The sequence below is a fragment of the Agrobacterium tumefaciens genome (assembly GCF_013318015.2).
GTDB classification, from domain to species: Bacteria; Pseudomonadota; Alphaproteobacteria; order Rhizobiales; family Rhizobiaceae; genus Agrobacterium; species Agrobacterium tumefaciens.
Map to the genome: position 1 here is coordinate 402,707 of NZ_CP115843.1, position 23,864 is coordinate 426,570.

The window sequence follows — 23,864 nt, forward strand, 5'->3', positions numbered from 1 at the left end:
GGGAACATAGTCATGCTGAAATGGACCTTGCGGCGTATCATAGCGGGCGCGTTGGCGTCGGCGTCGATCATCAGTGTTGCGAATGCCGGAGAACTGGTGGTCTACACCGCTCATGGGGAGGCGACATCTGCTCCCATCCTCGACGCTTTTGCCAAGGAAAATCCGGATGTGAAGGTGACCGTCGTGCGCGGCGGTACTGGCGAGCTCATCGAGCGCCTGCGTGCAGAAGGTGGCAATTCCTCGGCAGACGTCATGTGGGGCGGACCGACGCAGACCTTCGAAGAAAATGCAGCCCTCTTCCAATCGTTCGAAAGCAAGTCCGACGCCGACATGGTGACTAACGATCCCAATCGCATCTGGCATCCGTTCACGGTGCTGCTGCAGCCGCTGGTCGTCAGCACCAAACGCGTCGAGGCCGGCTCCATACCAAGGACGCAGAAAGATCTCGTCTCACAGGACTTCGCAAAGAACGGTGGCCTGATTATTCCAGACCCTGCAAAATCCGGCACCGGCTACGTCATTCTTTCCGCTCTTGCTGGCAATTTCGGTTGGAAGTTCGTCGGTCAAATGGCCAAGGGTGCGCGCATTGCTCCCGGTTCCGATGACGCCTTCAACGCCGTACGCGACGGTGAAGCAGCAGTTGGCTGGATTAACGAGGATCTGGGTGCCAAGTGGAAGGCTCAAGGTCTGCCGATCGAAATCGTCTATCCGACCGATGCGGTTACCGGCCAGATCGATGCGCAAGCCATAGTCAAGGGCGCGCAGCACATCGAAGACGCCAAGAGCTTCATCGATTTCCTCGGCAGCAAAACGGCGCATGAAATCGTTCGCGACGCCACCGTTCGACGCTCGGCACGCAAGGATGTAACGCCTCCCGCCGCTCTGCCTGACATGGCTACTCTCACGATCGTATCCGCTGTCGATCCGCGCCCTGTGGTCGTGGCTCGCTTTCAGGAGCTTCGCGGAAAATGAAGGTGCTGCGCGACAATTGGCTGATATTTTCAATCGTCGCGCTCGTGCTCTGCGGCCTGACGATTGTTGTCCCGCAGGTTCGCCTCATGGCCGCCTCCCTCCTGGAGGAGGGCGGCCGTTTTACTCTTCTGCATAATAAAGACGGCTTGCAATTCGTCCCGGAAATGACCGCCCGATACAGCGTTGCTAAACTTTCTGACGGCGTTGCGATAACGCTGAGTTCGACTGACAGTCTGACTGTAGACGTCCAGGATGACCGAACGCTGCGCCTCTCTTCGCAAGAGCCGATTTCGGTTGGTAAGGACGAGGCAGGTTTACTTGAACTCGATCTGGGCTCGGCTCGGTTCACGCTTTCGCAGCAGGCGCCCCGGGGGCTATTCGCGACAACTTCACCAGCGCCTTTAGATATCAACGCGCAGTCGCTCAACACTGTCCTGCTCTCACATGCCGCGAACGCCTACATCACCTTCGAAAACAAATCGCTGTCGCTCTCTGCTGTCCACTATACCGACTTCTTTACACGCTCGGAAACCCTTTCCGCCACGGTAAACAGCCTGCTGATCGCGTTGACGTCCACCGGACTTGCCGCTTTGATCGGCGTATCGCTGGCTTATCTTATCGCACGTTACCGGGTCGCGGGCAGCACTGCTATCGTCTTTCTTGTCACTATGGCTTCCGTGTCTCCACCATTTCTGGGGGCGTACGCCTGGCGCTTGCTCCTGGGACGAAACGGCGTTCTGACCAACTATCTCGGCCTCGATGTCTCGATTGTCGGCTTGCATGGCGTCATTTGGGTCATCACCTGGCTGGTCTTTCCAATCATCTTTCTGCTCAGTCACAGCTCGTTTCAGAGTTTGGACGCTGGCCATATCGAGGCAGCGGAAAGCCTTGGTGCCAAGCCGCCTCGTGTGCGCATGACGGTCGAAATTCCGCTGGCACTCCCCGGCATCATCACCGGTCTCTATCTGGCAACGATGGCAGCCCTGTCTGACTTCGGAACGCCGCGCATCATTGGCCTCGATGTCAACGCACTGCCGGTTCTGATCTATACGTCCTTCCTGAGTGAGGCAGGACGCAATCCGGCGCTTGCGGCCACAGGATCGATTGTGCTCATCACCATCTCGAGCCTGTTCCTCATGGCGCAGCAAATCTATTTGGCGCGACGCGGTTTTGCCGTGGTGTCGTCGCGGGCGCTGGAACGCAAGCCGCTATCGCCTCTTGCTCATGTCACAGTGCTTGGCGCGGTCATCATTGCCCTTCTCATGGCATTCACGCCCCACCTGACGGTGCTGGTTTCCAGCTTCATGGAATGGCGGGTCGGCCTACCCAGGGCGAACTTTACGCTGGAAAACTACGCCACTATGTGGCGCACCGGCATGGGGCCGGCTTGGGTGACCTTGTCGCTTGGTATTGCCGGAACGCTGGCGGCAACAGCAATCGGGTTGGGGATTGCATATGTGATTATACGCAAGCGCTACCGGATCATCGCCCCCGTTCTCAGCCTCACTGTCATGATGCCCTACGTCATTCCCGGCACGGTGCTCGGTATCGGTCTCATCATGATGTTCAACAAGGCGCCGCTGCAACTGACCGGCACCTGGTTCATCCTTCTCCTTGCCTATCTCATTCGTAACCTGCCTTTTACGGTGAAGGCGTCAGAGGCGGCCCTGAGGCGCGTTCACCCGGCTCTCGAAGAGGCCGCAATCAGTCTTGGAGCGCGTCCATTCAGGGTGTTCTTCACCATAACGGCACCTCTTGTTCTGGCGGGTGCGGTAACCGGTGCAACGCTCACCTTCCTTCACATCGTCACGGAGCTGTCGTCTACCATCGTTCTCTATCGTCCGCCGTGGAAGCCGATGACAGCCGTGATCTTCGAGAACACGCTTGTCGATGCCGATTTCGGTGTCTCCGCAGCACAGACCATCCTGCTGATGCTGATCATTTACATCCCTCTCTATTTCATTGTCCGCTACGGCCAAATTCGAGGAAATTCCGGTGGTTGAAACCTCATCTTCCAAAACTCCAACCCAAGGCTGCGAGGTCGTCATCGACGCCGTCTCCAAGACCTTTGGCAATCATGCAGTTCTGAAAGACATCAGCCTCACGATCAGGCCCGGCGAATTCTTCACGCTGCTAGGGCCGTCCGGTTGCGGCAAGACGACACTTTTGCGCGCCATTGCAGGCTTCCACCCAATCGATGGCGGAAAAATCCTGTTCAACGGGCGGAACGTGACCTCGCTCGCCGCCTGGGACAGAAATATCGGCTTCGTCTTTCAGAACTATGCGCTATGGCCAAACCAGACCGTGTTCGACAATGTCGCTTACGGGCTCAAACTGCGTAAGGTTCCGAAGAACGAAGTTGCTGAAAGGGTTCGGGCCGCACTGGCCCAGGTCGAGCTTCACGGCGTCGAGAAGCGCTATCCCGCAGAAATGAGTGGGGGTATGCAGCAGCGCATAGCGCTGGCGCGTGCACTCGTCATCAACCCGCCGCTGCTTCTCATGGACGAGCCCATGTCCAACCTTGATGCGCGTCTTCGCGTGGCTCTTCGCCATGAACTGCGCAGTCTGCAGAAGAGACTCGGTCTGACAGCAATCTATGTGACGCATGATCAGGAAGAAGCCCTCGAAATGTCGGACCGGATCGCCGTGATGCAGAATGGAATCGTGCAGCAGCTTGCAGATCCCGAAACAATTTATTCGCGACCGGCGAACCGCTTCGTTGCCGAGTTCGTCGGTAGCGCAAACTTTCTGGAGGGTGAATTTGATGAGGCCGGCTTCCAGATGGCTGACGGATCGCGACTTCCTATCATAGGAAGTGGCCACCGCGGTAAAGGCACACTTGTCGTACGTCCCGAACAGGTAATGACCCGCGAAAACGGCAGCGCTCTCGTCAATGCAACGGTGAAAGATCGCCGCTTCATGGGCAAGGCCTGGACGCAGAGCCTTCGACTTGAGAACGGTGCGACCATCTCGGTGGAAACACGACACGCACTCGATCTCGACTCTCGCGTCGGTGTGGATTTCGAGACGATAACTTTTCTACCCTCGGGAGTATGAGATGGCGGACCTGTCGCTTGACGAACTGATGCAGCTTGCATTGTCCGCCGCACTTGCCGGAGGCGCTGAACTGAAGACGCATTTCGGCGCCATGTCCCGCGATAGTGTTCAACGAAAAGCTTTGGGTGATTATGCGTCCAAGGCCGATCTTGCTGCCGAGGAGGCTATTGCCGCAGTTCTGGCAAGGGCAGGTGATCGCTACGGTTTCGTGGGTGAAGAAACCGGTACGCGCATGCCAGACGCACGACGCCGCTGGGTGGTAGACCCGCTCGACGGAACCAGCAACTTCATCTGGGGCATTCCCTATTTTGCTGTCAGCATCGCTCTTTGCGACGACGAGGGCGAAATACTGGGCGTCGTCCTTGACCCATTGCGGGATGAGATGTTCACGGCAGTTCGAGGGCAGGGTGCCCGGATGAACGGTAAGGAACTGACACGGTTGGAAGAGAAAAAGCCCGAAGAATCCATCATATCTCTATCTATGCCGATCCACGGACAGTTGAAGTCGATGGACCGCAGTAGTTTCTTCCGGGCCCTGGATACCATCACCAACGAGACGGCAGGCATCCGCAGACTTGGCTCGGCCGCACTTGATCTCGCATATGTTGGCGCGGGCAGGCTAAATGGCTATTTCGAAGACGGCCTCAGCCATTACGACTACGCGGCTGGAAAGATCATTGCCCAGGAAGCCGGAGCGCTTGTTACCTCGCTTAGCGGCGGTGTTGTAAAGGACGGCGGTTCACTGTTGGCGGGAACGTCATCCATACATCAGTGGCTCCAATCCAAGTTTCAGCAAGGGGAGACTCCAAGCTGAAAGGTCTCACAACCGCAAGCCGCTTTTGATGTCGCAACTGTCAAGCTTTAGACCTGACTGCTCTTAGTTCGCCGTAGATACCTAGAGACGCGTGACGTTTTCAATCTTCGTATCGATGCATCGTGCTTTTTCCAGAATAAAGGTTTGTGCGGTGATGAGCGTGCGCAAGTCCAGGGGCTGAAGCTTTCGGGTGGTCCTATACGTTATCAGACGAGATGCGTGCCCCTTGGTAACATCGACAGACTTCTCGTGGCTGCGTTCAGGCAGCCACCGGCGGCACTCGGCGCTGGCGCGCCACTTTTCTCACGGGGCTTTTCAAGACCACAGGGCCTGTGTCGCTCAGGGCTGACACGACGGCCTGCGTCAGCGAAGCGGCAACGAAGTCGGCGCTTATGTCTTGTGGGTCGATTGGCGCTTCGCGCCCGCCTTCTCCCATCGGCAACAATATGCCGACACGAAGAGAAGGTCTTACACGCTTCAAACGACGCACGATCTGTCGTGCGTGCGATTTCGAGTTCTCATTGAGAAACGTAACGACAACGGTGTCGATATCGTCAGCCACCAGAGCCTTTAGATCTCGTCCTTCAATCCTTGTATAGTCTGCTTGTCTGATCTGCGCACCCTGAACCAAGAGAACTTGCGATAACATCGCAGACGCTGCGTCGTCCATGGCCCCTCGGCCTCCCAGGGATAGAATGGATCTGCCTTTACCGTCCGGTAGCGCGATTGTTTCTTTGGTCTCTGGCGCTGAAGTCTGTTCGTCTTCCGACATTCCCTCGTTTTCCTCTTCGCTCGCAATCTCTGCAAGATTTTCAATGAGGGCATGGGCGCTGGAGGCAAGAAGCGTGATCTGAGCCTCTGTCATCACGCCGCGCTGGCGGTCCGCTTCGCCCAGGATCAAGGCAGGAAGACCAACTTTTTCGTAGTAGTCGATGAGATATTCCTCTTCGAGAAACTCTTCGGCGTTGTCAGTCGCTTCGTTGGGGTCGCCGGAGAGCAGCCGCTGGTAGAGCTTTTCCTGCGGTTGGAGGACTGGTTCATTTCCGAGCAGAACATCCAGAAAACTAAACTCGGGGACATATCTGCCAAGAACGACCAGACACACCGTGAGAGGTGTCGACAGCATTAACCCCAGCGGTCCCCAAAGCCAGGACCAGAAGATTGCGGAGATGATGATCGCCATTGGAGACAAGCCGGTGTGGCTACCATAGAGCCAAGGTTCAACGACGTTATTGCTGATCAGTTCGGTGACGATGAAAAGTGCCGCGACCCACGCGACCAACGACCAGCCGGGAGAGATTGCAAGGGCGAGGAACAGCGGCAATACCATTCCGATAACGGGACCAATATAGGGCACGAAACGCAGAACCAGCGTCAGCAGACCCCACAGGATCGCGTTCGGAATGCCAAGCACCCAAAGCCCAATGGTGATGGGAAAGGCGTAAAGTGCATTTACCACCAATTGCATCAGAAGGTATTTCCCAACCCGTTTTCCAGCGTCCTGCAGCGCTGCCGTCGTGCGATGCAGGTCACCAAGTCCAACCAGTCTGATAAACCTGTCGCGAAGGTCCTCACGCTCGATCAACATGAAAATCACAAGAACGATGACCAAACCTGCCGTTGCAAACGGGCTGATAAGCGGAAGAATGAAATTGCCAAGTGTTTCGACCGGATGGGATCGCGTGACGATCTCAACGGGCATCGGCTCTCGCATGGTTGGTGCGGTCGACTGCTCGTCCTGACTTTCGACGGCGCGTGTCTGCAACTCGGCGCCGACACGCTCGACAACCTTGCTCAGATGTTCGAGCACACCATTGCCTGATCCTGCCTGGCTGAGCGCCTGAACCTTGGTGACGATATTGCGCTGATATGTCGGGATGTTTTCGGCAAGATTTGTCACCTGCGTGGCGACGACGAAACTGAACAGCGCAATTGCCATGAAGGCTGAGGCGACCGCCAAAATAACGGCGGCAATCTTGGGCACAGAGTGTTTTCGGAGAAAGGAGACAATAGGTGCCAGAGTGAATGTCAGGAGGAGAGCCAAGGCTAATGGCACGAAGATTTCCTGACCCACGTGCAGGATGACCGCGACGCCAATCAGAATGAGAATCGTTCGTCCAGAAAGCCTGGTGTTAGCCAGCGGACCTTGATGAGAAACGGCCATAAGTTTTCCGATGTCGTTTGTTGTTAAAGCGCCAGTGTCCATCAGCAGTCCGCCTTTAGATGCACCGATGAACTCAAAAAATATGTGCCATGTCCGCATCTGCTTTATGAAGATCAGCTTTAACTCGCGAAAGACGTTAAAGATGCAAGGGCGTGCCTCACATCTTTCTCTCGACCTAGCAGTCCTGTAGTAGCGCCAATGTAAGGGAAAATATTGCTTAAAAATTACTGTGGCCTATCGGAATCGAAAAAGGGGTGTAGGGCCCGAGCGATGCCGGGCGATTGGTGCTGTCACATAGGCAGGATCGAGGCGATTGAGCGTAACTGGTTCGGTTTCAATGGATGCAGATAGCTTGCGCAACGCTCTTGAACGCAACTCTCCACATCCCCATTCATATTAGGCTGAGGCATATCTCTTTTATGGAGCACGATTGTATGACAGCGAGAACGTGGAACGCCCACGGCACATCGGACGACTTCGTGGATGGTGCTGAGCGGCTCCGCCGTCTGCGGCGGCTGTCGGGCATCGCTCGTATGATGGACACAGCGATCCGCATTCCTGGCACGGGAATCCGTTTTGGTGCAGATTCCATCATGGGTTTGCTGCCACTGATTGGTGATGGTGCGGGTGCTATTGTCGGCCTCTATATCGTCAATGAAGCGCGCCGCCTTGGTGTGCCGCAGGAAAAGCTTGCGCGAATGGTTGGCAACATTGCCATGGATGCTCTTGTGGGCAGTGTTCCTGTCTTCGGTGATCTGTTTGATATTTATTTCAAATCGCACCGCCGTAATGTCGATATGATCATCCAGCACTTTGGCATCCATGGCGACGAGTTGCGGCGGAAGCGCAAATAAGCCTCGACGATGGCCCGAAAAAACCTGGCTGCGGTTCTGGAGTCGCAGTCGAGGTGTACCGTTTCCTCGTCGGTGGTCGAGACTGCGTCTTTCAGCCTGTGCGCATTGTTGGCTGTCGCCTTAGGGCGGGTAGGCTCAACTAAGATACTTCAGTGCCGGATAGAGGCCGCCTCGGCGGACGGAGTCGTCCCTGTTTCGCCGGGTCAGCCGGCTTTCCTGCTCGCTCGCAATCCACGCGATGGCTGTCAAAATACCAATCCCAAATCTGGACGCTGCTGAGCGCGTCGATATGCCATCCCGTGACGCAGCTAGAACGCGGCTACGCAGATCATCGTTGAAAGCTCAGGCCATGTTGCTTGCGACCAAATCACCAGTCGGAGCGATGGAATCAGAATTCCGCCAGTAAGGGGGGCCTAAACGCGATTCCGCGTTCAACGGACGTGATCTATAAATCCAATGGAAATCAGCCTGTGAACGATGCTGGGGACAGTTCGGCTCCTTTCAAGAGCCAAAGATAAAGATGCCCCTTGTCTCAGTTCAACAGACCCAACTTTTTTCTAAGTGCTTCCGACCAGACCGCGTAGCCTGCCGCATTCAGGTGAACCAGATCGGGTAAATAATAACGGAACATCGGCAGGCCATTTTCACCAATGAGGCCGGCGTTCGGATCAAGCCATGTCGTGTGTTCGCGGCCGTTGCACCAGTCGCGCGCCGTCTGGTTGAAAAGATCGAATTCGTGGCGGTATATCCAGCGCGCCGGACTGGGCTTGATCGCCAGAACAAAGACGTCCGCCTGCGGTAGCGCTCGAGAGATGCGATCGCGCAAATCCCGCAGGTGCCCAAGCGTCGTCTGCGCCTTGAGGCCGTCGCTGGCAATATCGTTTTCGCCGAAATAAAGCGCCACTCTACCTGGCTTCAAGGGAACCAGGAGCCGGTCGAGGTAGTGGCTGGCAGAGAGGTAAGTGCCACCGCCAAATCCCAGATTGACGATCTCCAGCGAGCCGAGATCCTCGGTGATGGAGCTCCAGATTCGAAACGAGGATGAGCCATAAAAGGCGATCGGATTGTCTGGAAGGCCGATGCGCTGAATGCGGGCCAGAACGGCAATGATATCGTTTTCGTGACGGCTGGTGCCGATATTGGCTGGGAAGTCGTACATGATTGGTCCTAAAAAATTGTCTTGAAAGCCGGATGCCGCCATTTCGGCAACCGGCGATCGGCAAGGGTTATAAAAGCGCTTGCCGCAGGATAGTCAGAGCGCCTTTTGTGAGGGCGTCATCCGCACCCATGGATGTCTTGAGCCCGAACACATCGGCGGCAACCAGATAGAGATCGTTCAGCCCGTCATTGCCGACGATAGCTGCCTCGTCTCCTTCCGCATACCATCCGGCCTCGCGGGCTTGCCGAAACTCCTGCCCGATGACCAGTCCTCGCACATAGGATCGCAACTGATCCGGCGAAAGCCGGCCCGCAAGCCCGCCGGTTCGCGCCGAAAACAGCAGCGACAGCATGGCGGCGGATCGTTTTGCCTCTGTCAGACCCCAGCGATAGGCCTCGTGATCATCGACCGGCGGCTGCGTGGAACCGCGCGCGATGAAGGAGTGATTGATAAGCAGGTTGAAGATTTCACCGGTGACGAATGTCTGGAAGCCATCGATCCTTCCCGCCGTCACCCGCGCCCATTTGCTGTGTGTTCCAGGGATGATCAAGGTGGCGTCTTCGCCAAGGCCGTGGCCGACGATCTGGGTTTCTTCGCCGCGCATCACGTCCGGGAAGGGCTGGCGGGCGGGGTCGGTCAGACCGGGCAGGAAGACGAGATCGGACCCGTTCGGCAGCGACCTGCGCACCGTGCCGGCGGCAAGTTCCGCCGGGCCTGCCGGGCACGGCACATAAGCGACCTCGACCCAGCCGTTGCGGCTGGTGATCATTCCGAGTGCGGCGACGGGCAAGGCACCATGGCTTGAGAACCAGGGTGCGAGTGCATCCATCAGCGCCGCCTCGTGCTCACCCTTACCAAGGCTCGAAATACCGTTGGCGGTTTCCAGATGATCGAGTTCTTCGCCGCCTTCACCAACGAGCGTTGCCCTCAGTGATGTCGTTCCCCAATCAACGATGATCGATGTCGCCGGTGCTGCCATGTCTTGAACCTCCTCGTTCATTTCATCTTGGGGCTTGTCATAGGTCGCAAGTCTATATAGTGTCAATTAGTGAATTCAAGGTATCAAAATATGATACTAAATCGGGAGGAGAAAGATGGTGGCTGGCCTTAAGGGGATTTTGCCTGTTCTGCCTACGCCGTTTCTGGCTGATGGCGGCATTGACGAAGCGGGTATGAAGCGACTGGTGGTCTTTGCGCTCGACAAGGGCGTCGATGGTGTCGTGTTTCCCGGTTTCGCCAGCGAGGTGGAGACTTTGAACGCCGCCGAGCGTGCGGCGTTGCTGAAAATTGTCGTGGATGTGGTGGCTGGGCGGGTGCCGGTCGTGGCCGGGGCAAGTGCGGCCGACTGGCGTGACGTGGTTGAGCACGGGCGGGCGGCATCGGCGCTTGGCATCCGCCACCTGATGGTGCAGGTGCCCAAGTCGGTCGGCACGGATGCGCCGGCGCTGATCGAATTCCTCGGCAGGATCGTCGAGGCGTTGCCCGAAGTTGAAATCATTCTGCAGAATGCACCTGCGCCGCGCGGCTCCGACCTTTCGCCGCAGGCGATCGTGGAGATCGTGCGGGCGTTGCCGCAGGTGACCTATGTCAAGGAAGAGACGCTTCCTGCCGGCCCGGCTATCAGCCACATCGTCGCCCATGCGCCTTCGACACTGAAGGGCGTCATCGGCGGGGGCGGCGCGCGCTACATTCTCGACGAATATGCCCGAGGTGCTACGGCCGCAATGCCGGCGCTGGAGATCGCCGAGGAACATGTTGCCATCGATCGGGCGCTTGTTGCCGGGCGGCAGGAGGAGGCTCGTCGGATTTATGTGCGCACCCTGCCTCTTCTGGTGCTGCAGGCGGTCTATCGCATGCGGCTGACCAAATATGTGCTGGCCCGTCGCGGCGTGATCGAAGGGGTCGGTGTGCGTGCGCCGACACCCGAGCTTGATGCGGCGGCCATTGCCGATATCGACGCCAATCTGGTTGAACTAGGCCTCGTTGCCGTGGAGGCCGCATGAACAGCCCCGTCGCAAGCGTCGAAGTCTTCACGCTGACCCAGCCGCGCAAGGTGCCTTATCTCGGCGCCTTGCGTGAAGGTGAGGTGGTCAATCCCAACGGCTATATCGTACGCAAGGGAAATCGTACGGTCTACCCGACCTTCGACCGCAGCGTGCTGGTGCGCATGACGACCGAGGCCGGTGTTGTTGGTTGGGGTGAGACCTATGGTATCGTCGCCCCCGGTGCGGTCGCCGCTCTCATCAACGATCTTCTCGCCGGTTTCGTGATCGGCCGCGATGCTTCGAACCCTTCGGCGATCTATGACGACCTTTACGACATGATGCGGGTGCGCGGTTATACCGGCGGCTTCTACGTGGATGCGCTCGCCGCGCTCGATATTGCGCTATGGGATATTGCCGGACAGGAAGCCGGCAAGTCCGTTCGCGACTTGCTCGGCGGCGGCGTGGATACGTTTCCGGCCTATGTTTCAGGCCTGCCTGAAAAGACGCTCAAGGCCCGCGGGGAATTGGCGAAATACTGGCAGGACCGCGGTTTCAACGCCTTCAAGTTCGCAACGCCGGTGGCAGACGATGGCCCGGCGGCCGAAATGGCGAATCTCCGGAAGGTGCTTGGACCCGATGCAAAGATTGCCGCCGACATGCACTGGAACCAAACGCCGGAACGGGCGCTGGAACTGATTGCCGAAATGCAGCCCTTCGACCCTTGGTTCGCAGAGGCTCCGGTCTGGACGGAGGACATTGCCGGTCTGGAGAAGGTTTCGAAGAATACCGAAGTGCCGATTGCAGTTGGTGAGGAATGGCGCACCCATTGGGATATGCGCGCCCGCGTCGAGCGCTGCCGCATTGCGATCGTGCAGCCGGAAATGGGCCATAAGGGTATCACCAATTTCATCCGTATCGGTGCTCTTGCTTCCGAGCACGGCATCGATGTCATCCCGCACGCCACCGTTGGCGCCGGCATATTTCTTGCCGCCAGCCTGCAGGCGTCGTCGACATTGCCAACGCTCAAAGGTCACGAATTCCAGCATTCGATCTTCGAGCCGAACCGTCACCTGCTGGAAGGCGACATGGATTGCCGGGAGGGCAGGTATCACCTGCCGTCCGGACCCGGACTTGGGGTAAGGCCGTCGGAGGCGGCACTCGGTCTGATTGAACGTATCTGAACTGGTTTTTTGGAGGAGGAAGCCATGAACAAAACAATAAGCCGATTGGCGCTCGGCACCGCGACCGCCGTTTTGATGACAATGGGCAGCCTTGCCCCGGCCAAGGCCGATACCGTTCTGAAATTCATTTCCTGGCAGACGGACGATGCCGGCACTGGCGAATGGTGGCATTCGGCCATTGCCGCCTTCGAAAAACAGCATCCGGGCGTGAAAATCGAATTCACCAAGGCCGAGCGCAGCTCCTATGCCGACACGATGACGACGCTTTTTGCGGCCAACCAGCCGCCGCAGATCGTGCATCTGGCGTCGTTCGAATTTCAAATGTTTGCCGATAGCGGCTGGCTCGAGCCGCTCGACCCCTGGCTGAAGAAGGACGGCATCGACATGACGGGCTGGGCCGGCCAGCAGAAATGCGAATGGAATGGCGAAACCGTCTGCATCATGACCAACTATTTCGGTTTCGTCATGGCCTACAACAAGAAGCTTCTCGAAGAAGCGGGCGTCGCGGTTCCGAAGACCTTTGACGAGTTTCTGGCCGCTGCGAAGGCGACGACCAAGGATCTGAACGGCGACGGCATTATCGACCAGTTCGGCACAGGCCATGAAACGAAAGGCGGTCCGGGTCAATATCTGACGGAGATGCTGAACTACATCCTCGACGCTGGCGCCTACTGGACCGACAAGGACGGCAATATCACCATCGAAACGCCGCAGATGGTGGAGGGTCTTTCACGCTGGAAAACCGTGATGAAGAGCGGGATCAGCCCGGTCGACATGAGCGCCAGCGACGTGCGCAAGCTGTTTGCCGATGGCAAGATGGCGATGCGGCTTGATGGGCCCTGGCTTTACGGTACGACCGAAAAAGGTTCGGCCAAGGCTGATATCGTTTACGCCGCACCGCCGCTTCATCCGCCGCTTGGCGGCTCGTCCAATGTACTCGCCATGCCGGCCGATATTCCCGACGACCAGAAGGCATTGGTCTGGGATTTCATCAAGCTGACGATGTCGCCGGAATTCCAGCGCAGCTATGCCACCCTTGGCGGCAACACCCCGCCAAGCCCGAAGGCCGACGTCTCGGGTGTTGAAAAGACCATCCCTCATTTTCCGGTGCTGATCGAGACGATGAAGGCCGCGTCCGAGGCGGGGATCGACCGCATTCCGACCGGACTTGAGCTCTTCTACAACGAGTTCAGCAAGATGGTGATGGAAGAAAGCCAGCGGATGATCATTCAGGATCTCGATCCGGCGGCGGTGGCGAAAACCATGCAGGCAAAGGCCGAAGCCATCAAGGGTTGATCCCGTTGTCTTGCCATGGCCCGGAAAGGGCCATGGCCATCATCCGCATCCGGCAGGAGGACCATCCATGACCGAACCCGTTCGGGCTGGGCGTCGCAAGTTCTTCGATCTTGCGCGCCCCAGCCGGCAACATCTCCTCGGCTATATTCTGATTGCGCCCGCAGTCCTGATGGTTGCCGCCATCATCGTCTGGCCGCTCGTTTTGGCCATCGACCTGTCGTTCCAGCAGGTCAAGATACCACGGCTTGGCGGTGCCAGCCGGCCGTTTTCGCTGAGCAATTACACATGGTTGTTCTCCTCGCCGGAATTCTGGCTGGCCTGCTGGGTGACGCTAAAGCTGGTCATCGTCGTAACCGCCGGCAGCGTCGCCGTTGGTCTCAGCACGGCGCTTCTGGCCAATAATCGCTTCAAGGGCCGCACCGTCGCGCGGCTGGGAATGGCGCTGCCCTGGGCGGTGCCGGAAATCATCGCGGTCGTCATCTTTGCGTGGATGTTCGACACCTCCTTCGGCCTGTTCGGTTGGCTGGCGATCAAGCTCGGTTTCACCGACCAGATGATCCCCTGGGTCAGCAGTTCCACGGCCGCCTTCTGGGCCGTTGCCATCACCATGGTGTGGAAGGGCTTTCCTTTCGTGTCGATCATGTGTCTGGCCGGTCTGCAGTCCATTCCCACCGATTATTACGCCGCCGCCAAGGTGGATGGCGCCAGTGTCTGGCAGCGTTTCCGCTGGATCACCATGCCGTTGCTGATGCCGGTTCTCGGGGTCACGCTGGTGCTGACCCTGCTTTGGGTGTTCCGCGACTTTTCCATCATCAAGGTTCTGACCGGCGGCGGCCCGCTGCGTTCAACCCAGACGCTGTCGATCATGACCTACGACCAGGCCTTCCAGTATCACAACTTCGGTCGCGCTGCCGCCGTCGGCGTGCTGACGCTGGTGATCTGCATCATTGCCAGCCTGCTGATGCTCGGCCGGCGCTCGAAATCAATCTACTGAGGAGGCTTTGATGAAACGTAGCTTTGCACAGAGCCTTGCCCTCTACGCGACGGTGATCTTTACGCTGGTGATGATCCTGTTCCCGGTCTACTGGCTGCTGGTTACCGCCCTTTCCACCACCGACGAACTCTACCGCCTGCCACCGACTTTCTGGCCGGACGATCCGCAATGGGACATTTTTGCCCGTGTCTGGGCGGCAAAGCCGATCCTTCTGTGGCTGTGGAATTCGATGCTTGCCGCTGTCGGCTCGGTTGCGCTGTCGATGCTGGTTTCGGTCAGCGCCGGTTACGCCCTGTCCCGCTATTCGATGCGGGGCGGCGCTACCATGGGAATGTTCGTTCTCACAGCCAAGATGTTGCCTGCCACGCTACTCGTTATCCCGCTGTTTTCGATCTTTTCGAGCTTCGGTCTGATCGGCAGCCTATGGACGCTTGTGCTTGCACATTCGACCATGATCATTCCCTTCGCAACCTGGATGCTGAAGGGTTATTTCGACACGATCCCCAAGGAACTGGAACAGGCTGCCATGGTCGACGGCTGCTCGCCGATCGGCGCCATGGTGCGTGTCGTGCTTCCCATCGCAACACCGGGGCTTGCCGCCACCGCGCTTTACGCCTTTGTGCTCAGCTGGGCCGATTACGCCTATGCGCGCACCTTTCTGGTCAACTCGCCGGACAACTGGACCGCCAATCTCGGCATCACCACGATGCAGGGCGAATATGTCACCTATTGGAACGACATCTCCGCCGCATCGGTGTTCATCGCGCTGCCGATCATCGCAATCTATCTGTTCCTTGAACGTTATTTGGTCGGCGGTTTGACCGCTGGCGCGGAGAAATAAGCATGGCCAATATTTCCATTCGCAACGTCAGCAAGTCCTATGGCGCGCTCAACGTACTCAGGCCCTTTTCGCTTGAGATCGAGAACGGCGAGTTCGTGGTGCTGGTTGGACCTTCCGGTTGCGGCAAGTCGACGATGTTGAAAATCCTTGCTGGTCTCGAACCGGCAAGCGAAGGGCAGATCTTCATCGGCGACAATGAAGTCACGGATCTGGCGCCCGGGGACCGCGATATAGCCATGGTGTTTCAGAATTATGCGCTCTATCCGCATCTGACGGTTCGCCAGAACATCGGCTTCGGGCTGAAGATGCGCGGCACGGACAGGCATGAGATTGACCGCCGGGTCGACGATGCGGCGCGCATTCTGGAAGTGACGCCCTATCTGGATCGCAAGCCCAAGGATCTGTCAGGCGGTCAGCGGCAGCGCGTGGCTCTGGGACGAGCGATCGTGCGCCAGCCGCAAGCCTTCCTCATGGACGAGCCGCTGTCCAACCTCGATGCCAAGCTGCGTGTCCATATGCGTGCCGAAATCGGCGCTTTGCACAAACGCATCGGGGTCACCACCGTCTACGTGACGCATGACCAGGTCGAAGCCATGACCATGGCGGACCGGGTCGTGATCATGCAGGGCGGCATCATACAGCAGATTGCCGCACCAGACGAACTGTTCAACAACCCGGCCAATCTTTTCGTTGCCGGTTTCATCGGCTCGCCGGGCATGAACTTCCTCAATGCGCAACTGCGTGACGGCACTGTTACCCTGTTTGGGCAACATGTTTCCGTGCCGGGCGCGGCTGATCGTCAAGGCAGCGTGATCGTCGGTCTGCGGCCGGAACATCTCGTTCTCGGCGATGCGCCGGTCACCTTCGATGTTCACCCGACGCTGGTGGAAAGCCTCGGATCGGAAAAATACGTCTATTTCGACGCGGAAGGCGCAAGGGTGGCCGATGGCGAGGAGGGCAAGTCCAAGGGTCTGATCGCGCGCGTCTCGCATACCGGCAATCTTCCTGGCAACGAGGCACTCCGGCTCGGGTTCGATCCGGCCAAGCTTTATCTCTTCGATGCAAAGACCGGAGAACGGCTATGATCCTCGTCACCGGATCGGCGGGCCGTGTCGGCCGTGCCGCTGTCGCCACCTTGCGCGCACAGGGCCGCACCGTTCGCGGTTTTGATCTCAGGCCATCGGGAACCGGCGGCGAGGAAGTCGTCGGGTCGCTGGAGGATGCGCAGGCACTGTCCGAAGCTATGAAGGGCGTGAGCGCCGTCCTGCATCTGGGAGCCTTCATGTCCTGGGCTCCGGCGGATCGCGATCGTATGTTCGCTGTCAATGTCGAGGGTACGCGCCGGCTTCTGGATGCCGCTTCAGCATCTGGCCTGCGGCGTTTCGTGTTCGCTTCCTCAGGCGAGGTCTATCCGGAAAACCGACCGGAATTCCTGCCGGTCACCGAGGATCATCCGCTTTGCCCCAATTCGCCCTATGGCCTGACCAAGCTTTTGGGCGAAGAGCTGGTGCGCTTTCACCAGCGAAGCGGCACCATGGAAACGGTGATCCTGCGGTTTTCTCATACGCAGGATGCGGCGGAACTGCTGGACGAAGAGAGTTTCTTTTCCGGTCCCCGGTTTTTCTTACGGCCACGCATTCGCCAGCAGCAGAATTTCGGAAACGTTGCTATCGCCGAACTGCTCCAGTCCCGAGATATCGGTGAGCCGTCGCACATTCTGTCGCGCAACGAAAACGGCCGTCCATTCCGTATGCACATCACCGATACGCGCGACATGGTAGCAGGAATTCTGCTCGCCCTCGACCATCCCGACGCGGCGGGCGGCATCTTCAATCTCGGCGCGGATGAACCCGCCGACTTCGCCGTGCTTCTGCCGAAGATTGCGGCGCTGACCGGCCTTCCCATCGTGACAGTCGATTTTCCCGGCGACGGCGTTTATTACCATACGTCCAACGAGCGGATCAGAAACACTTTGGGGTTTGAAGCAGAATGGACGATGGACCGGATGCTGGACGAAGCGGCGGCCGCAAGGCTGGAGCGACGCGCGAAGGAGCAGAGGCGATGAAGCCCGATACCCCGGGCGGCACGGCGGCGCTGGCCAAAGGGCTGACCCTGCTCGATATGGTTGCCGACGCGCCGGAACCGCTACGTTTTGCCGAGTTGTTGCGCGCCTCCGGCCTGCCGAAGCCGACCTTTGCACGCATCCTGCGCACCCTTATCGCCTATGGTCTCGTCCGTCAGGATGCGGCCCGTGGCACTTATGTTCTGGGCCAGCGTTTTCTGGAAATGTCCCATAGGGTCTGGGAGAGTTTCGATCTTGTCTCGGCGGCGACCCCGGAACTCGAGCGGCTGGCGGCCGAACTGGGGGAAACGGTTGCGCTGTGCCGGCTTGACGGCACGGTGACGCAATATCTGGCCGAACGTTCGCCGAATGGCCTTTCTGTGCGCGTCGAGGTGGGGCGCCGCGTCCCCCTGCATTGCACGGCACCCGGCAAGGCACTGCTCGCCTTTCAGGACCCCGCCGTCGGCCGTGCCCTCTTGGACCGTCTGACGCTGGATGTGCAGACCCCGAAAACCATCACCACGCTCGATGCGCTTCAGGCCGACCTGACGTTGACCCGGGCACGTGGTTATTCGATTTCTTATGAGGAGCACTTGCCAGGTGTAAATTCGGCAGCCGCGCCTGTCATGGGTCGCGACAATACGCCGATCGGCGTGCTTGTTGCGCTTGGCCCATCATCGCGGCTCAGTTCCTCCAATATCCATCCAGCCGGGCGCGAATTGATTGCTGCCGCCCGCCGTATCACGGGTGCGGCTGGGGCTGTCGCCATTAGTTCCAGGCCCAGGCCCCGGTCTGTCACCGGCCGTCCGAGTGCCGAGCTGAGTTGCGTCTTACCGTGGGGCGCACAGCTTGGCGAGAGTCCAGTGTGGCACGATGGCGAAAATACGCTCTACTGGGTCGATATTCTGCATCCCGCTGTCCACCGGTTTGATCCAGCGAGTGGCCGGAACGAAACCTGCGAGACCGGGAAGTTGGTCAGCGCGGTCATTCCGGTTCGCGGTGGGCGTCTGCTGGTGGCGTCTCAGGATGGGATCGAATGGCTGGATTTTGCATCAGGTCGCCTCACACCCTTCGTCAGCCCGGAGGCAGGCATCGTCGACAACCGCTTGAATGATGCCAAATGCGGGCCTGACGGCGCGATATGGGTGGGATCGATGAGGATTGACGCCTCCAAGCCCACGGGTGCGCTTTATCGTATCAGCACCGATGGCGCATTCGAACGCAAGGAAGGCGGCATCATCGTCTCCAACGGCCTCGGCTGGAGCGCGGATGGGAAAACCTTCTACTTTGTTGACACGGTACCTGGCCTCATCCACGCCTATGATTGCGATCCCGCGACCGGAACGCTGTCGGGATGCCGCGAATTCGCACGCATTCCCGTCGCTGACGGCCGGCCGGACGGTCTTGCGGTGGACGCGGAAGGAGGGGTCTGGTGTGCGATCTGGGATGGCTGGTCCGTGCGCCGTTATCTTCCAAACGGGAAGCTCGACCAGGTAATTGAGATGCCGGTGCCCCGTCCCACCAGCATCGCCTTTGGTGGCCCGGATCTGTCGACGCTGTTCATCACCAGCGCCCGCACCCGCCTGCCGGCCTCGACACTCGCCGACGCGCCTCTGTCAGGTGGACTGTTTTCCTGCCGCCCGGGAGTTTCCGGTGCGCATGTCTCATTGTTCGAAGGATAAAGGATGAACCTTGAAAACATCTTTGGCCTGAAGGGCCGCGTGGCGCTCGTTACCGGTTCAAGCCGTGGGATAGGGGCGGCGATTGCCGAAGGGCTGGCTGGGGCAGGTGCCCATGTCATCCTGCATGGCGTCAAGCCGGGCGCCACAGCGGCTGTACATGAGCGGATTGTTACGCACGGGGGAACGGCGGATCATCTGGCAGGCGATCTCTCCGAAATCGGGGCTGGTCGGGATCTTATCGAACGAGCAGAGGCGATCGCACCACTCGATATCCTTGTTATCAACGCCAGTGCCCAGATCAATGCCACTCTATCGGCGCTGACGCCAGGTGATCTGGCGTTTCAACTGGCGGTCAATCTGGGCTCGACGGTCGACATGCTGCAGACGGCACTGCCGCGAATGTCGGCTCGGAAATGGGGCAGGATCGTCTCCATAGGATCAGTCAATCAGCTAAGGCCCAAAAGCGTCGTTACCGCCTATGCGGCGACGAAGGCCGCACAGCACAATTTAATTCAAAGTCAGGCTAGAGATTATGCCCGCGACAACGTGTTGCTCAATACTCTCGCTCCCGGCCTCATCGATACGGATCGCAACGCTCATCGCCGCGTCGAGGACCCGGAGGGCTGGAATGAATATGTAAGCGCACTGAACTGGATGGGGCGGGCCGGGCGACCGGAAGAGATGGTGGGGGCAGCTGTCTTTCTGGCGTCGGAGGCATGTAGTTTCATGACGGGCGAAACGATTTTTCTCACCGGAGGTTATTGAGCGGGCGGATATTGGAAAAGTGCAAAATGTCCCGAACGCAGGTGTTGGCCCAGCAACTTTTGCGGTGATCGTCTGGAGAGGTCGTCATTTGAAAAACCAGCGCCGATAATGCGGCGATTGTGCGGGCCTGGCCTCGACGTTGTCATCACCGAGCTGCCGCATACTATCGTCCACTCATGCGTCTGCTTGATTTGCCGAACTTCATCCTCACGCCGCATGTGGCGTGGGCAAGAAGCGCAGCGGTCCAGTCGCTGGTCGATCAGCTGATCGACAATGTCGAGGCGTTCTAGCGCGCCCTTCGTTTGACCGTTATAGCTTCTCATGTAATCGAGAAATGCGCGCATGGCGGCACGTGGGAGGCGGGTCGTAAAAACCATTGCGGTAGGAGAGTGTCCATTGGGAGGAAGCTCCGCCAGCCGGCCGATTTCCTTTCAGGTGTCGCTGTACCTTCTAACGTTCAGCGGTCGAAGTTTCCCAGATATCGGGCAGGCGATGTGCCAAGCGCTTTCTTGAACATGGTTATGAATGCAGAGACGGATTGATATCCAAGATCCCCCGAAACCTGCTGCACCGTTGCCCCCGCTGCAAGGCTTCGGATTGCGACAATCACCTGCAATTGTTGTCGCCAGCGGCCGAAGGTAAGGCCCGTTTCGCTTTGAACGAGACGGGCGAGCGAATTCTCACTCATCGCCACTCGTTTTGCCCATTGCGCCATCGTACTGCGATTGGATGGATCGTCTGCCAGCTCGGATGCAATGCGTGCAAGCCGGGGCTCGTCCGTCAGCGGGAGGTGAAGATGCTCGACCGGCATCCGCGACAATGCCGACAGAAGCAGCGTTTCCATGAGCTCTAAGTCAGCAGTCGCGGCAGCCGATTGGTCGGCCATCTCGATGATCAGTTCCCTGACGAGCGGAGACAGGGAAAGCGTGCAGCACCGGTTCGGCAGATCGGCAGCCCCCGGCTCGATGAACAAGAAGAACAAACGTGCGTTGGCGGTGGCCACATTGCTGTGACGCATGCCCCCTGGAACCCAGACGCCACAATGAGGCGGAACCATCCACATGCCGCTTGGGACGCGACAAGTCACGCCTCCCAGCAGCGGCATGACAAGCTGGTCCTTACGGTGCTGGTGTTCGGGAGCCTCGCGTTCATTTTGAGACACGTCGATCCTCACAGCGCGAACGCGCGATGAAGAGCTTTCGACATCATGGTCGGCGAGGGCACCGGACAGGGATAGTGGTGGCTGGAGGTATTTAGTGATCATTAGAGGGAATATCTAAATTCGTCCGATCGGTTTGTCGATAGGGTCATCTCGCAAGAAGCTGGAGGGTGATCATGACACTTCAAAAACACAACGACCGCTGGTGGTCGGATATCGTCCGGACCGAAATTCGTCTGACCTCGAAAGGACCTCGCAGGCTCTGCATCCTGCCCCCATCCCTGATGGGGACAAGGCCGGATCGTGCCGCTGTTCTGAAAACGATTACAGGCATTCTTTTTTCGAAAGCCCGAGCATTGCTTGCCCGCCAGCCTCCGGCCATGTCGACTGTTGTGCGCGCTGACCCTGTCGAAGCCTATCTGCACGCCTGCCTCGCTGCACCATTCTTTTTCTATGTGTCGCCAGCGACCTACGGCCTCGCAGACAATGTTACCACCGATGAAAAAGGCATCGAGCGCAAGGCCACACTGCCGGGGGATGAGGTGTGAGTTCCCGGCCAGTTGTCACCAGCGGGAACGTCATCTTTTCGCTGAAAACATTTCTTGCGGCCATGGCGTGGCCGATGCGCTGGAACCGCTTGAATCGCCTCACATGGCAGATGGCTCACGTAACCCGCTTTTCAGGCCCATCCTCTACCGTCAATACGAGGGCAAGCCAAAGTGTCTCCGCTGCATCTGTTGCATCCGATATCTGATTAACGGACTGGATTACTGCAAGACGTGCCCATGTCTGAATAGTCGCTCTAGTCCAATGCATGATGCGGGTTATCGCGATATGCACGATGGATCGACAAATGCCTGCGGCAAGAAACAGAGCTAAGGACTTTGAATTCACGGGCCGGGCTGCAAGGATTTCGCTGCATCTTTGTGCGATTGTCTCACGAAATCGATAAATGCGCGCAAAGGCGCGGGCACAAGCCGCCGTCCGGAATAATAGAGGAACGGGCCGGAAAACCGCAGCCACCACTCTTCCATCACCGGTACCAGGTTTCCTCTATCGAAGTGTGGCCTTAGCCAGTCTTCAAAAATATAAATGATGCCAGAACCGGCAATGGCTGCGTCGATACCAAGATCAGTGCCGCCGCCGAACTGAACAACGAGGCTACCTTTAGGATTTATGGCGATTTCTTCCCCATCGCGTTCGAATTCCCAGGAGGGAAGCGCGCGCCCCGAAAACCGGCCTAAAATACAATCATGCGAAAGCAGGTCTTGTGGATGTTGCGGTTTGCCTCTTCTTGCAAGGTAACCCGGCGACGCGGCAAGGGCGTAGCGCTGCTGGCGCGGTCCGATCGGCAAAGCCACCATATCCTGTTCGAGACGTTCGTCATAACGGATGCCTGCGTCGCAGCCGCTCTTTATGATGTCGACGAAATTCTCATCGGTCACGATTTCCAGCCTTATTTCCGGGTAGGCCTTTAGGAACGGCGGCACGATCGGAGGCAGGACCAGCCTTGCCGCACTCATCGGAACATTGAGTCTGAGGTCCCCCGAGGTGCGGCCGCGGCTGCTTTTCACCTCGTCGAGTGCCGATGCCACCTCTGCGAATGCGGGTCCGGTGCGCTCTAGCAAGAGACGTCCTGCATCCGTCAGGAGCACGCTGCGGGTGGTGCGATTGAATAGTCGTACCCCAAGGTCTTCTTCGAGACGCTTCACCGCATCGCTCAACGCCGAGGAGCTGACTCCACTTTCGCGCGCGGCCTGCCGAAAACCTTTGGATCTAGCCACCAGTAAAAACGCATTCAGATCCGTTAAATCCGACACCCTGCTCTCCAAACGTAAAAACAATTGTCCGCCTTCACGGACAAGCTGTCCGGATTATAGCTTCTTGTAGCGTATATGCCACCTGTCTATTTTGGAGGAACACAAGGAGATGGACCATGAGCACTATTGCAACTTCAGGAACCTTCACGCTTGGCGATCATACGGTGCGCCGGCTGGGCTATGGCGCGATGCAGCTTGCAGGCAAGGGCGTTTTCGGGCCTCCGAGCGATCGTCCGGAGGCCATAGCCGTCCTGCGCGAGGCGGTGGAAAGCGGCGTCAACCACATCGACACCAGCGATTTCTATGGCCCGCATGTTACAAACGAGATAATCCGCGAAGCTTTGCATCCGTATGACAACGACCTTGTGATCGTCACCAAGGTCGGCGCAGGCAGGGGCGCGGACGCTTCTTGGTATCCTGCGTTCGCCCGCGCGGAGCTGATACAGGCCGTTCATGACAACCTCCGCAATCTCGGACTCGATGTGCTCGATGTGGTTAACCTGCGCGCTATGTTCGACGTGCACGGTCCCGCGGAAGGCTCACTGGATGAGCCACTTGAAGTTCTGGCGGGTTTAAAGCAACAGGGACTGATCCGGCATATCGGACTGTCTAACGTCACGGCGAAGCAAATCGAGGACGCCGGAAAGATCACCGACATCGCTTGCGTGCAGAACCAGTACAATCTTGCGCATCGGCAGGACGAAACCTTAATCGACACACTCGCCTCCCGAGGGGTTGCCTATGTGCCGTTCTTTCCTCTTGGCGGCTTCTCGCCGCTGCAATCCTCTACCTTGTCTGACGTGGCCGCCCGGCTCAACGCCACGCCGATTCAGGTTGCGCTTGCCTGGCTTCTCCAGCGATCGCCGAACATTCTCCTGATCCCTGGCACATCGTCACGGGGACATCTGCGAGAAAACCTCGCCGCGGCCAGGATAGAGCTCCCCTCGGAGGCACTGTTGGAGCTGGATAACGTGGCTGCTTAATGTCGCTTGTAGAAGTCTGGGGAATTTGTCGACGGGTTGTGATCTGTCCTCACGCCCGCTTTTGGCAACTGCTGCC

Annotated in this window: 21 protein-coding genes and 1 pseudogene; 16 read left to right on the forward strand and 6 right to left on the reverse strand. The window is 58.3% G+C overall.

Annotated features, from left to right (window positions below; all coding sequences use genetic code 11):
- Window positions 1–12 precede the first annotated feature (12 nt).
- From G6L97_RS25150 to G6L97_RS25165, 4 genes are read left to right on the forward strand one after another with little or no spacing between them, the layout of a single operon-like run.
- Window positions 13–972: an extracellular solute-binding protein gene (locus tag G6L97_RS25150; RefSeq protein ID WP_111783770.1), complete on the forward strand. Its 960-nt coding sequence runs from the start codon at window positions 13–15 to the stop codon at window positions 970–972.
- Window positions 969–2,975 (forward strand): ABC transporter permease, encoded by a 2,007-nt coding sequence (locus G6L97_RS25155; protein ID WP_065687597.1) that lies wholly within the window; start codon window positions 969–971, stop codon window positions 2,973–2,975. The genes G6L97_RS25150 and G6L97_RS25155 overlap by 4 nt, the downstream gene beginning before the upstream one ends.
- Complete coding sequence (locus G6L97_RS25160; protein WP_174004098.1) at window positions 2,968–4,029, forward strand: ABC transporter ATP-binding protein; 1,062 nt, start codon at window positions 2,968–2,970, stop codon at window positions 4,027–4,029. The genes G6L97_RS25155 and G6L97_RS25160 overlap by 8 nt, the downstream gene beginning before the upstream one ends.
- 1 nt (window position 4,030) lies before the next feature.
- Window positions 4,031–4,843 carry an inositol monophosphatase family protein gene (locus G6L97_RS25165; RefSeq protein WP_111783772.1) on the forward strand — a complete coding sequence of 271 codons (813 nt, stop codon included), beginning with the start codon at window positions 4,031–4,033 and terminating at the stop codon, window positions 4,841–4,843.
- Window positions 4,844–5,102: 259 nt separating this feature from the next.
- On the opposite strand, the gene G6L97_RS25170 is transcribed toward G6L97_RS25165, so the two are convergent.
- A complete protein-coding gene (locus tag G6L97_RS25170; RefSeq protein ID WP_174004120.1) occupies window positions 5,103–7,007 on the reverse strand; it encodes an AI-2E family transporter in 1,905 nt (634 codons plus the stop codon).
- Window positions 7,008–7,441: 434 nt separating this feature from the next.
- On the opposite strand from G6L97_RS25170, the gene G6L97_RS25175 reads away from it, so the two are divergent.
- On the forward strand, window positions 7,442–7,861 hold the full coding sequence (locus tag G6L97_RS25175) for a DUF4112 domain-containing protein (RefSeq protein ID WP_076844305.1): 420 nt from the start codon (window positions 7,442–7,444) through the stop codon (window positions 7,859–7,861).
- A gap of 184 nt (window positions 7,862–8,045) precedes the next feature.
- On the opposite strand, the pseudogene G6L97_RS25180 reads toward G6L97_RS25175, so the two are convergent.
- The 3 genes and pseudogenes from G6L97_RS25180 to G6L97_RS25190 form a co-directional block, all read right to left on the reverse strand.
- Window positions 8,046–8,188: pseudogene (locus tag G6L97_RS25180) on the reverse strand (IS630 family transposase); the annotation flags it as partial.
- Between the two features lie 205 nt (window positions 8,189–8,393).
- The gene (locus G6L97_RS25185; RefSeq protein ID WP_174004099.1) at window positions 8,394–9,020 is read right to left on the reverse strand and encodes a GDSL-type esterase/lipase family protein; all 627 of its coding nucleotides are present in this window, start codon (window positions 9,018–9,020) and stop codon (window positions 8,394–8,396) included.
- Window positions 9,021–9,087: 67 nt separating this feature from the next.
- Window positions 9,088–9,999 carry a 2-dehydro-3-deoxygalactonokinase gene (locus G6L97_RS25190; protein ID WP_174004100.1) on the reverse strand — a complete coding sequence of 304 codons (912 nt, stop codon included), beginning with the start codon at window positions 9,997–9,999 and terminating at the stop codon, window positions 9,088–9,090.
- A 115-nt stretch (window positions 10,000–10,114) separates the two neighbouring features.
- Here G6L97_RS25190 and G6L97_RS25195 point away from each other — a divergent pair, with 115 nt between their 5' ends.
- The 9 genes from G6L97_RS25195 (at window position 10,115) to G6L97_RS25235 (ending at window position 19,826) form a co-directional block, all read left to right on the forward strand.
- On the forward strand, window positions 10,115–11,023 hold the full coding sequence (locus tag G6L97_RS25195) for a dihydrodipicolinate synthase family protein (protein ID WP_003517164.1): 909 nt from the start codon (window positions 10,115–10,117) through the stop codon (window positions 11,021–11,023).
- Window positions 11,020–12,186 carry a mandelate racemase/muconate lactonizing enzyme family protein gene (locus tag G6L97_RS25200; protein WP_174004101.1) on the forward strand — a complete coding sequence of 389 codons (1,167 nt, stop codon included), beginning with the start codon at window positions 11,020–11,022 and terminating at the stop codon, window positions 12,184–12,186. The genes G6L97_RS25195 and G6L97_RS25200 overlap by 4 nt, the downstream gene beginning before the upstream one ends.
- 24 nt (window positions 12,187–12,210) lie before the next feature.
- Window positions 12,211–13,482, forward strand: a complete 1,272-nt coding sequence (locus tag G6L97_RS25205) for an ABC transporter substrate-binding protein (protein ID WP_174004103.1) — start codon at window positions 12,211–12,213, stop codon at window positions 13,480–13,482.
- 67 nt (window positions 13,483–13,549) lie between these two features.
- Window positions 13,550–14,476: a carbohydrate ABC transporter permease gene (locus G6L97_RS25210; RefSeq protein WP_013637453.1), complete on the forward strand. Its 927-nt coding sequence runs from the start codon at window positions 13,550–13,552 to the stop codon at window positions 14,474–14,476.
- 10 nt (window positions 14,477–14,486) lie between these two features.
- Window positions 14,487–15,317: a carbohydrate ABC transporter permease gene (locus tag G6L97_RS25215; RefSeq protein ID WP_003492168.1), complete on the forward strand. Its 831-nt coding sequence runs from the start codon at window positions 14,487–14,489 to the stop codon at window positions 15,315–15,317.
- Window positions 15,318–15,319: 2 nt separating this feature from the next.
- On the forward strand, window positions 15,320–16,402 hold the full coding sequence (locus G6L97_RS25220; protein WP_013637454.1) for an ABC transporter ATP-binding protein: 1,083 nt from the start codon (window positions 15,320–15,322) through the stop codon (window positions 16,400–16,402).
- Window positions 16,399–17,382, forward strand: coding sequence for an NAD-dependent epimerase/dehydratase family protein (locus G6L97_RS25225; RefSeq protein WP_112401558.1), 984 nt, complete (start codon window positions 16,399–16,401; stop codon window positions 17,380–17,382). Before G6L97_RS25220 ends, G6L97_RS25225 begins: the two co-directional genes overlap by 4 nt.
- Complete coding sequence (locus G6L97_RS25230) at window positions 17,379–19,061, forward strand: SMP-30/gluconolactonase/LRE family protein (protein WP_174004105.1); 1,683 nt, start codon at window positions 17,379–17,381, stop codon at window positions 19,059–19,061. The genes G6L97_RS25225 and G6L97_RS25230 overlap by 4 nt, the downstream gene beginning before the upstream one ends.
- 3 nt (window positions 19,062–19,064) lie before the next feature.
- Window positions 19,065–19,826 (forward strand): SDR family NAD(P)-dependent oxidoreductase, encoded by a 762-nt coding sequence (locus G6L97_RS25235; protein ID WP_174004107.1) that lies wholly within the window; start codon window positions 19,065–19,067, stop codon window positions 19,824–19,826.
- A gap of 457 nt (window positions 19,827–20,283) precedes the next feature.
- Here the strand turns inward: G6L97_RS25235 and G6L97_RS25240 are convergent, their stop codons facing one another.
- Window positions 20,284–21,090, reverse strand: a complete 807-nt coding sequence (locus tag G6L97_RS25240; RefSeq protein ID WP_013637459.1) for an AraC family transcriptional regulator — start codon at window positions 21,088–21,090, stop codon at window positions 20,284–20,286.
- A 71-nt stretch (window positions 21,091–21,161) separates the two neighbouring features.
- Between G6L97_RS25240 and G6L97_RS25245 the strand changes: the two genes are divergently transcribed.
- The gene (locus G6L97_RS25245; RefSeq protein WP_174004109.1) at window positions 21,162–21,533 is read left to right on the forward strand and encodes a hypothetical protein; all 372 of its coding nucleotides are present in this window, start codon (window positions 21,162–21,164) and stop codon (window positions 21,531–21,533) included.
- A 342-nt stretch (window positions 21,534–21,875) separates the two neighbouring features.
- Here the strand turns inward: G6L97_RS25245 and G6L97_RS25250 are convergent, their stop codons facing one another.
- Complete coding sequence (locus tag G6L97_RS25250) at window positions 21,876–22,805, reverse strand: LysR family transcriptional regulator (protein WP_060643013.1); 930 nt, start codon at window positions 22,803–22,805, stop codon at window positions 21,876–21,878.
- A 116-nt stretch (window positions 22,806–22,921) separates the two neighbouring features.
- Between G6L97_RS25250 and G6L97_RS25255 the strand changes: the two genes are divergently transcribed.
- Window positions 22,922–23,788, forward strand: coding sequence for an aldo/keto reductase family oxidoreductase (locus tag G6L97_RS25255; protein ID WP_065703213.1), 867 nt, complete (start codon window positions 22,922–22,924; stop codon window positions 23,786–23,788).
- The last annotated feature ends 76 nt before the right edge of the window (window positions 23,789–23,864 follow it).

Excerpts from the sequence above, each read along its gene's own strand:
- G6L97_RS25150 (WP_111783770.1), top strand. The coding sequence starts at position 13 with ATGCTGAAATGGACCTTGCGGCGTATCATAGCGGGCGCGTTGGCGTCG.
- G6L97_RS25155 (WP_065687597.1), top strand. The coding sequence starts at position 969 with ATGAAGGTGCTGCGCGACAATTGGCTGATATTTTCAATCGTCGCGCTC.
- G6L97_RS25165 (WP_111783772.1), top strand. The coding sequence starts at position 4,031 with ATGGCGGACCTGTCGCTTGACGAACTGATGCAGCTTGCATTGTCCGCC.
- G6L97_RS25170 (WP_174004120.1), bottom strand. The coding sequence starts at position 7,007 with ATGGCCGTTTCTCATCAAGGTCCGCTGGCTAACACCAGGCTTTCTGGA.
- G6L97_RS25175 (WP_076844305.1), top strand. The coding sequence starts at position 7,442 with ATGACAGCGAGAACGTGGAACGCCCACGGCACATCGGACGACTTCGTG.
- G6L97_RS25185 (WP_174004099.1), bottom strand. The coding sequence starts at position 9,020 with ATGTACGACTTCCCAGCCAATATCGGCACCAGCCGTCACGAAAACGAT.
- G6L97_RS25190 (WP_174004100.1), bottom strand. The coding sequence starts at position 9,999 with ATGGCAGCACCGGCGACATCGATCATCGTTGATTGGGGAACGACATCA.
- G6L97_RS25195 (WP_003517164.1), top strand. The coding sequence starts at position 10,115 with ATGGTGGCTGGCCTTAAGGGGATTTTGCCTGTTCTGCCTACGCCGTTT.
- G6L97_RS25200 (WP_174004101.1), top strand. The coding sequence starts at position 11,020 with ATGAACAGCCCCGTCGCAAGCGTCGAAGTCTTCACGCTGACCCAGCCG.
- G6L97_RS25205 (WP_174004103.1), top strand. The coding sequence starts at position 12,211 with ATGAACAAAACAATAAGCCGATTGGCGCTCGGCACCGCGACCGCCGTT.
- G6L97_RS25210 (WP_013637453.1), top strand. The coding sequence starts at position 13,550 with ATGACCGAACCCGTTCGGGCTGGGCGTCGCAAGTTCTTCGATCTTGCG.
- G6L97_RS25215 (WP_003492168.1), top strand. The coding sequence starts at position 14,487 with ATGAAACGTAGCTTTGCACAGAGCCTTGCCCTCTACGCGACGGTGATC.
- G6L97_RS25220 (WP_013637454.1), top strand. The coding sequence starts at position 15,320 with ATGGCCAATATTTCCATTCGCAACGTCAGCAAGTCCTATGGCGCGCTC.
- G6L97_RS25225 (WP_112401558.1), top strand. The coding sequence starts at position 16,399 with ATGATCCTCGTCACCGGATCGGCGGGCCGTGTCGGCCGTGCCGCTGTC.
- G6L97_RS25230 (WP_174004105.1), top strand. The coding sequence starts at position 17,379 with ATGAAGCCCGATACCCCGGGCGGCACGGCGGCGCTGGCCAAAGGGCTG.
- G6L97_RS25235 (WP_174004107.1), top strand. The coding sequence starts at position 19,065 with ATGAACCTTGAAAACATCTTTGGCCTGAAGGGCCGCGTGGCGCTCGTT.
- G6L97_RS25240 (WP_013637459.1), bottom strand. The coding sequence starts at position 21,090 with ATGATCACTAAATACCTCCAGCCACCACTATCCCTGTCCGGTGCCCTC.
- G6L97_RS25245 (WP_174004109.1), top strand. The coding sequence starts at position 21,162 with ATGACACTTCAAAAACACAACGACCGCTGGTGGTCGGATATCGTCCGG.
- G6L97_RS25255 (WP_065703213.1), top strand. The coding sequence starts at position 22,922 with ATGAGCACTATTGCAACTTCAGGAACCTTCACGCTTGGCGATCATACG.